The sequence below is a fragment of the Neobacillus ginsengisoli genome (assembly GCF_030813055.1).
On the sequence record NZ_JAUSTW010000024.1, the window covers coordinates 1 to 6,399 of the forward strand.

The window sequence follows — 6,399 nt, forward strand, 5'->3', positions numbered from 1 at the left end:
TACAAGTAGGGGGCGAACTGTTTAGCTGACGGGATCGAGTCCCACGGGTGCTTACGTTCTACCCCGGCTACAGTTATAATAAAACCATATAAAAATGGTCAACCAGAAATATCTGGCTGACCTTATAATACGAACGGGTGCTTGAGTAAAATAACAAAGGATGAGAAAAAATTTGAGAAATCCAGTAAAACTATAAACTATTATTGATGAATTGGAAATTCAGTTTGATGAATCTCGGACATTTCTTAATGTAGAAATGGGTGAAATCATTTCAGTAACATCCGATGAATTAAGAGCAGCTGAAGATGATGAACCGTTCGATCATTTACCTGAATGGCAGCAGGAAGACAGAAAAGTTGCTATTGATGTATTTGAAAACTTTGAGAATTACATAGAGCTACCGACAAAATATGATGTTAATGAGTATGAGATTATGGAGGAGTTTTGTCTTAGCATTAGCGTACAAGGGAAGCAAGATGCTTTATTAAAAGCAATAAAGGGAAAAGGTGCTTCTAGAAGATTTAAAGATAAAATCATTGAGTTTGAAATTGAAAATCAATGGTATTCATTTCGAAACGAAAAATTTAAAGAGATTGCAATAGAATGGTGCCAAGATAATAACCTTATCTATGTATGGGTTATTTTGTTCAATTTACGATACTAATGAAAGATCAGGGTTGTTATTAAGGCAACCCTTTTTTTATTCAGCTAACGGGGGCAGTTTAGCTCAATAAGAAATGGTATAATTACCCTTATTGAGGTTGTGTTTGGGGGGATTTATATTAATAATTGGATTGAACTTACACCATCTGAAGAGGAAAAAGTATGGAAGAGAGTATATACAGAATTTCAATTTAAACCAAGTATTTCTGAGTTTCCGTCGTTTTTTGTGCCAAACCCATTCATCATATACAACATTTCTACATACTTAAATGGGTCCCTTAATAACGAGGAATGGGATTTCCATTATGCAGACCTCGAAGAAAAGGCATTGTCAGCCTTTCAAAATGTAACTTCAAATGATGAATATTTTTATGCTTTAGATTGGCATCATCCTTGTTATTGGGTTAATCCCTTTTTAGAATTTCCAAGAGACGAATTTAATGAGTGGATAATCCCTTTTTTCCCGAATGGGGATTATTATTTCTTTATTCAAAAGGATTTCAATTGGGGATTTTTAGGTCATCCCTGGGAAAAGACAATAACTATATTCGGTAAAGAATTAATAAAAGCTTTTCAAAAGGACAGACCCCGAATGTTTAATACTATTTTAAGGACTGGGTGAATTTATCCTTATTGTGCTAACGGGAACGTTTATTAAACAGGGGTGATTGAAGTGAATGAGTTTGAAATTGCTGGTAAAGAGGGATTCATACGAATTCAATTAAATAATGTGTATGGTTTTCCTAATGAGACAAGTTATTATGGAGGTTATGATGTTAAAGGAAAAATCGAAATTAAGAGTGGAAATTATTACGTTAAAGATGCTGAATTATGGTTTTCCACTGGTCAGTTATACCAGTTCTTCATTCAGTTGCAAAAATGTTATACCGATTTAAAAGGTTGTGTTACCTTCTCGGAATCAGAGAATCATCTTAAACTTGACCTTAATTTTAATCAGTATGGTCAAATAAACATTCGAGGATATTTTCAAGAAATAGTAGACGAAGAAAATATATTGCACTTTGAGTTTGAAAGTGAACAAAGTTATTTAATCTCAACATTACGCCAGTTGAATAATTTGGTTGACAAGTACGGCGACTTAAAAGGAAAAAAATAAGTTATTCCTTATTGTGATAACTGGGTGCATTAGTAAAAAATTTCAAAAGGTGATCTAAAATGAGTATACAAATAAAACTGAAAGATTTAATCGAGGAAATGGAAATACAGTTTGAAGAATCACATTCATTTCTAAATATTAAGACGGGTGAAATAGTGTTAGTTTCATCGGATGACTTTAGAGCTGTTGAGGACGAAAAACCATTTGATTATTTAACAGAATGGGATCAAGAAAATAGAATGATTGCAATTGATGTGGTTGAAAACTTTGAAAATTATATAGAGTTACCTACTAAATATGATGTGAATAAATATGAAATAATGGAAAACTTTTGCCTAACAATAAGTGATCAACGAAAGCAGGAATCCTTATTAAGGGCAATTAAGGGCAAGGGTGCCTTTAGAAGATTTAAGGACAAAATAATAGATTGTGAAATGGAAGACCAATGGTATTCATACCGTGACGAGTGTTTTAAACAAATTGCGATTGAATGGTGTCGGGAAAATAAAATAAACTTTATTGACTAGAAATAACATGGGGTGATTACTAAAACAAAAAGCAATCATAGTACAAATAATGAATTTCATTGGTATTGGCGAGGAGTGGAAAGTATGAAGAAAAAGGCATGTATAGTTAGTATGTGTTTACTGTTGTTTTTTCTAACATCTTGCATGAAAACTAGTAATCAATCAGCAAAAAATGTTTCGTCTTCCAACTCAACTACATCAAGCAATCTAAAGAAGAATACAGAGTTAAAGGGACAGGATGTATCAGATATTACAAAATTGATTACACCTGATGAACTTGTGTATTTGCATGATGGAGTTAAGAAGACTTATACGAAAGAGGATCAAAAATTTCAAACAATTATACAATTAAATAACAAGAGGCAAACAAAAAAATTAGGTGCATTAAAAACTGAGCTTATTTACTCTAATGGTTTTCCAAGCCATGGTGATTATTTAATTTATAAATATACAAACACCAATTATGCCCCAATCTATTTCGAGTTAGTTCCATCGCCTGATGAAAGGTTTGAAAACTCGGTTGTGAATTATTATGGATCAAATACCTTACCATCATATGTAAAAAAAGACGATCCAACAAAATTTAGAACCTATGGACATCTTGCACCTGCTGATGAACTGCTTGCACATTTAAATGCTAAATTGAAGAATTGAATCAAATGGCTGTAGTGGCTATTGACGTGACAAATAAAGATTGTGAAAAAGTGTACTTAAATTAACGGGTGCTTTAGTCTAATAATAGTTAAAAGAACACATTTTATAAACGTGTTCTCTTCCCTCAGTATGAAAGCTATACCTTTTTTAAATTAATTATTAACATAAATTTCTGAAATATTATTTATTGCTCCTTTCCTTTTCAAGCGAATCCCGATCACTCGCTGTTGGAGGCTGCTCTAACCATCCATTTTTTATCATCAGGTTTGCTCCGTCTTCTGCAAATTGTAGAAGTTCTAGAATTAGTCGAATGTAATGAGCACCTATATCTCTCCTTGAAATGACACTCATAGCAGTACCATAAAATGAAATGGATAATTGTGTAGATAATTGGATTTGGTACATTATATATTTGTCTGAAAAAGTCATAGAAGTAGAGTTTGTAATCATCGATTGCCAAGAAATGGGTGAATTTAATTTCTCTTCATGAAATACCGATTCAAATATTTTTATTTGTTTATTGGCAATGTCAAGACCTCTAGTGAGATGTTGACGAACTTCTTTTGATTGGGCTACTTGAACGAATCCCACTTTTAAAGCAGCATGTAAATGCATTTTAAGCATGTTGAAAGTAATATCTCCAATTTCTAAAACATTCAGCGGTCGGCGTTCTCCCAACCATCCAGTTAAAAAATTTTGGTGTTTTACAAAATCGATAGAATCGGGTGGTGATATAATGGGAGGTCGGGTGTAAATTCCTTTCGTAAGCATTACATCAATGGTTTGATCAAAAAGCATCATCGTTTCGGTCATGCAGGTTATGTAATACTTCCGTAAGTCAGCTCGAATCGACGTACTAACTGACAAAGAGTATCCAGTCAACCCTTGCAAAGTCATGATATAAATATAATTTAGGTAGAAAGGGTCTTGAAAAAGACGAGGTGCGTTAATGTTTACGTCGTCTTTTTCTGTAAAACCATGTGGAATAGGGTAATTTTCTTTTAACATGAAATCTGTAATTTCTTGAACATGCTTTTGGGATAGTCCCAAGGCAGTTTGGTACAGTGATTTGACATCGTGATCTTCGATATGCTCCAGTGCATAACAAAAAAAACAAATGGACATTGTATCAAATATGTATTGAGTCCAAAGACTTGCAATTTCTGGAGCAGTTAATCGAATTGGGTTATTTATATCCAAAATTCAACCTCCAATATACGAAATTGTTAAGTGTTTTTATTATTTCTCAGAGAATAAAAAACATGTAAAAAAATTAGAAGCTTGGTTATTAAACTATCCTGAAAATAAAACGATTATGTGGGAATTTGGGCAATACGAAACTAGACCCATTAAAATCCGTTAAAAAAAAGGATCTGGGCTCTTAATTAACAATATATGTTGATTTCATTAGGCTATAGCTTCAACCGTTACTTTACAACCAAGTACCTCTATTCGTTTAATAGATTGTTTGATCACTATTTCTTTTTTTCGTCGATCAAAGTAATCTGCGCCTAACTCCACATAAAGTTGCCTTTTGTTTAACAAATGATAAACAATCGTTAAAATGGTATGTCCAACCGCTACTGCTGCACGTTTTTTTCCAATTCTCGCTGCCAAGCGTTGATATTGGGAAGAAAGATAAGTGTTTTTAGTTTTTGCTGCTGAATGTGCTGCTTCAACAAGTGCCGCTCGCAACTTTTTATTACCTTTTCTCGTTTTCCCGGACTTTTTTTTTCCAGCACTTTCGTTATTACCTGGAACCATCCCTGCCCACGAACAAAGATGGGGGGCTGTAGGAAATTGAGAAGCAATGTCTTTTCCTAGTCCTATTTCAGCCAAAAGCTGTTCCGCATGGCTTCTACCTATACCTGGAATAGAATCTAGTAATTCAATATCTTCCTCATAGGGTTGCATACGTTGCTGGACTTCTTCACTTAACATTATAATTTGTTGATCCAAAAAGTCGATATGTGAAAGCTGAGTTTTTAACATCATCTTTTGATGGAGTCCGACCGATCCGAATAAGGCACGTTCCAAATCATCCTTTTTCTTTTTCATGCTTCTTTTTGCCATTCCAGCTAATACTTGAGGATCATCGATCTTCCGGACACACCCATAATGTCTGTTGCAACGGAGGAAAGTTTAATATTAGCACCTTCCAACACTTTCTGCATTCTACTAATTTCTCTTGCTCTTTCTTCAATAAGACTTCGGCGATATCGAACTAGTTCCCGTAATTCTCTTTGATCTCGATTCGGAATGTAGCTGTGTTGAAGAAGACCGTGACGAAGCAATTTTGCGATCCATTCAGCATCTTTAACATCGGTTTTCCTTCCTGGGACAGCCTTGATGTGAGCGGCGTTGACGACCATTGGTTGAATGTCTTCTAATTCAAGAAGGTTGTATATTGGTTTCCAATAAACACCGGTACTTTCCATAGCAACGTAAGAACAGCATTTGCTTTTTATCCAATCTATTAATTTAATCAGATCGTTTGTCATCGTACCAAATGTTTGAATCTCCTTTCCTTTTGGAGTAATGGCACAAGCCATAATGCTTTTTTTGTGAATATCTAATCCACAACATCGTTCATTAACAACATCCATTATTATCTTCCTTCCTACAGGCTGAAATAAATTAAGGCTGGTGCAACAACCATATAAGATTAATCTATCCTGCGTGCTTCCTGTGAGGGAGCGACAATTTGTGGTGCACCTGGTCGTTAAAAATCAGTCTACTATGCGGGCTTGAGGCACCATAGTTGAACGACCTTCCTTCGCCAGCCTATAAAAAGGATTGACAGGTATAATGAAAACTAGACGGGATTAAGAACCATTTTCATTCATTTGATGGTGCTGCAACGCGGCATGAGAGTCTACTATGAAAATTAACTTCAGTAACTTGGTAAAATGGCAATACTAAAGAGGTCGCAGCTCATTCAAATTTTTTTTAAAAAGAGAGCGCCTGATCCAAGGATATTTCACCAACTTTATTAATGGATTAGGATGCTTCCGTGATTGTTACGGTATAACCTAAGTTTTCTGGTCTCCGTACAGAATGCCGAATAATTGAAGTTTCTTTTTGTTTATCAAAATAATCTTTACCTAAATCAACGTACATTTCTTTTCGAGTTAAGAGGAAATATGCAATTCTCAACATGGCGTGAGCGACCACAATTCCAGCTCGTTTTCTTCCTTTTCGTGAGGCTGTACGCCTATACAGTTTTACCAAGGTAGTTTTTAGATGCTCCAACTGAATGAGCTGCTTCTGTTAATGCGGATTTTAAATACTTGTTTCCTTTTTTTGTTTTGGATGATTTCCTTTTACCTGCGCTTTCATTATGTCCTGGTACTAATGCTGCCCAAGAACATAAATGTGAAGAACCAGGAAACTGTTTTTTAATATTTGTTCCGATTTCAGCTAGGATTTGCTCAGCCA

7 protein-coding genes and 1 pseudogene are annotated in these 6,399 nt (G+C 34.7%); 5 read left to right on the forward strand and 3 right to left on the reverse strand.

From position 1 onward, the window contains the following. The first annotated feature begins 211 nt into the window (after window positions 1-211). The 5 genes from J2S10_RS27230 to J2S10_RS27250 all read left to right on the forward strand — a co-directional run bounded on the left by J2S10_RS27230 (window position 212) and on the right by J2S10_RS27250 (window position 2,961). The gene (locus tag J2S10_RS27230; RefSeq protein ID WP_307414313.1) at window positions 212-664 is read left to right on the forward strand and encodes a UPF0158 family protein; all 453 of its coding nucleotides are present in this window, start codon (window positions 212-214) and stop codon (window positions 662-664) included. Window positions 665-781: 117 nt separating this feature from the next. After that, entirely contained in the window at window positions 782-1,285 is a 504-nt protein-coding gene (locus tag J2S10_RS27235; RefSeq protein WP_307414323.1) for a DUF2716 domain-containing protein, read from the forward strand. Window positions 1,286-1,336: 51 nt separating this feature from the next. Next, window positions 1,337-1,780 (forward strand): WapI family immunity protein, encoded by a 444-nt coding sequence (locus J2S10_RS27240; RefSeq protein ID WP_307414315.1) that lies wholly within the window; start codon window positions 1,337-1,339, stop codon window positions 1,778-1,780. A gap of 59 nt (window positions 1,781-1,839) precedes the next feature. Continuing rightward, a complete protein-coding gene (locus J2S10_RS27245) occupies window positions 1,840-2,307 on the forward strand; it encodes a UPF0158 family protein (RefSeq protein ID WP_307414316.1) in 468 nt (155 codons plus the stop codon). An 84-nt stretch (window positions 2,308-2,391) separates the two neighbouring features. Then, complete coding sequence (locus tag J2S10_RS27250; RefSeq protein WP_307414318.1) at window positions 2,392-2,961, forward strand: hypothetical protein; 570 nt, start codon at window positions 2,392-2,394, stop codon at window positions 2,959-2,961. Between the two features lie 180 nt (window positions 2,962-3,141). Here J2S10_RS27250 and J2S10_RS27255 read toward each other — a convergent pair whose 3' ends face one another. The 3 genes and pseudogenes from J2S10_RS27255 to J2S10_RS27265 form a co-directional block, all read right to left on the reverse strand. Then, window positions 3,142-4,161, reverse strand: coding sequence for a DUF3231 family protein (locus tag J2S10_RS27255; RefSeq protein WP_307414320.1), 1,020 nt, complete (start codon window positions 4,159-4,161; stop codon window positions 3,142-3,144). A gap of 207 nt (window positions 4,162-4,368) precedes the next feature. Continuing rightward, window positions 4,369-5,567: pseudogene (locus J2S10_RS27260) on the reverse strand (IS110 family RNA-guided transposase). Window positions 5,568-6,175: 608 nt separating this feature from the next. Continuing rightward, a partial coding sequence (locus J2S10_RS27265) for a transposase (RefSeq protein WP_307414322.1) occupies window positions 6,176-6,399 on the reverse strand: 224 nt, incomplete at its 5' end.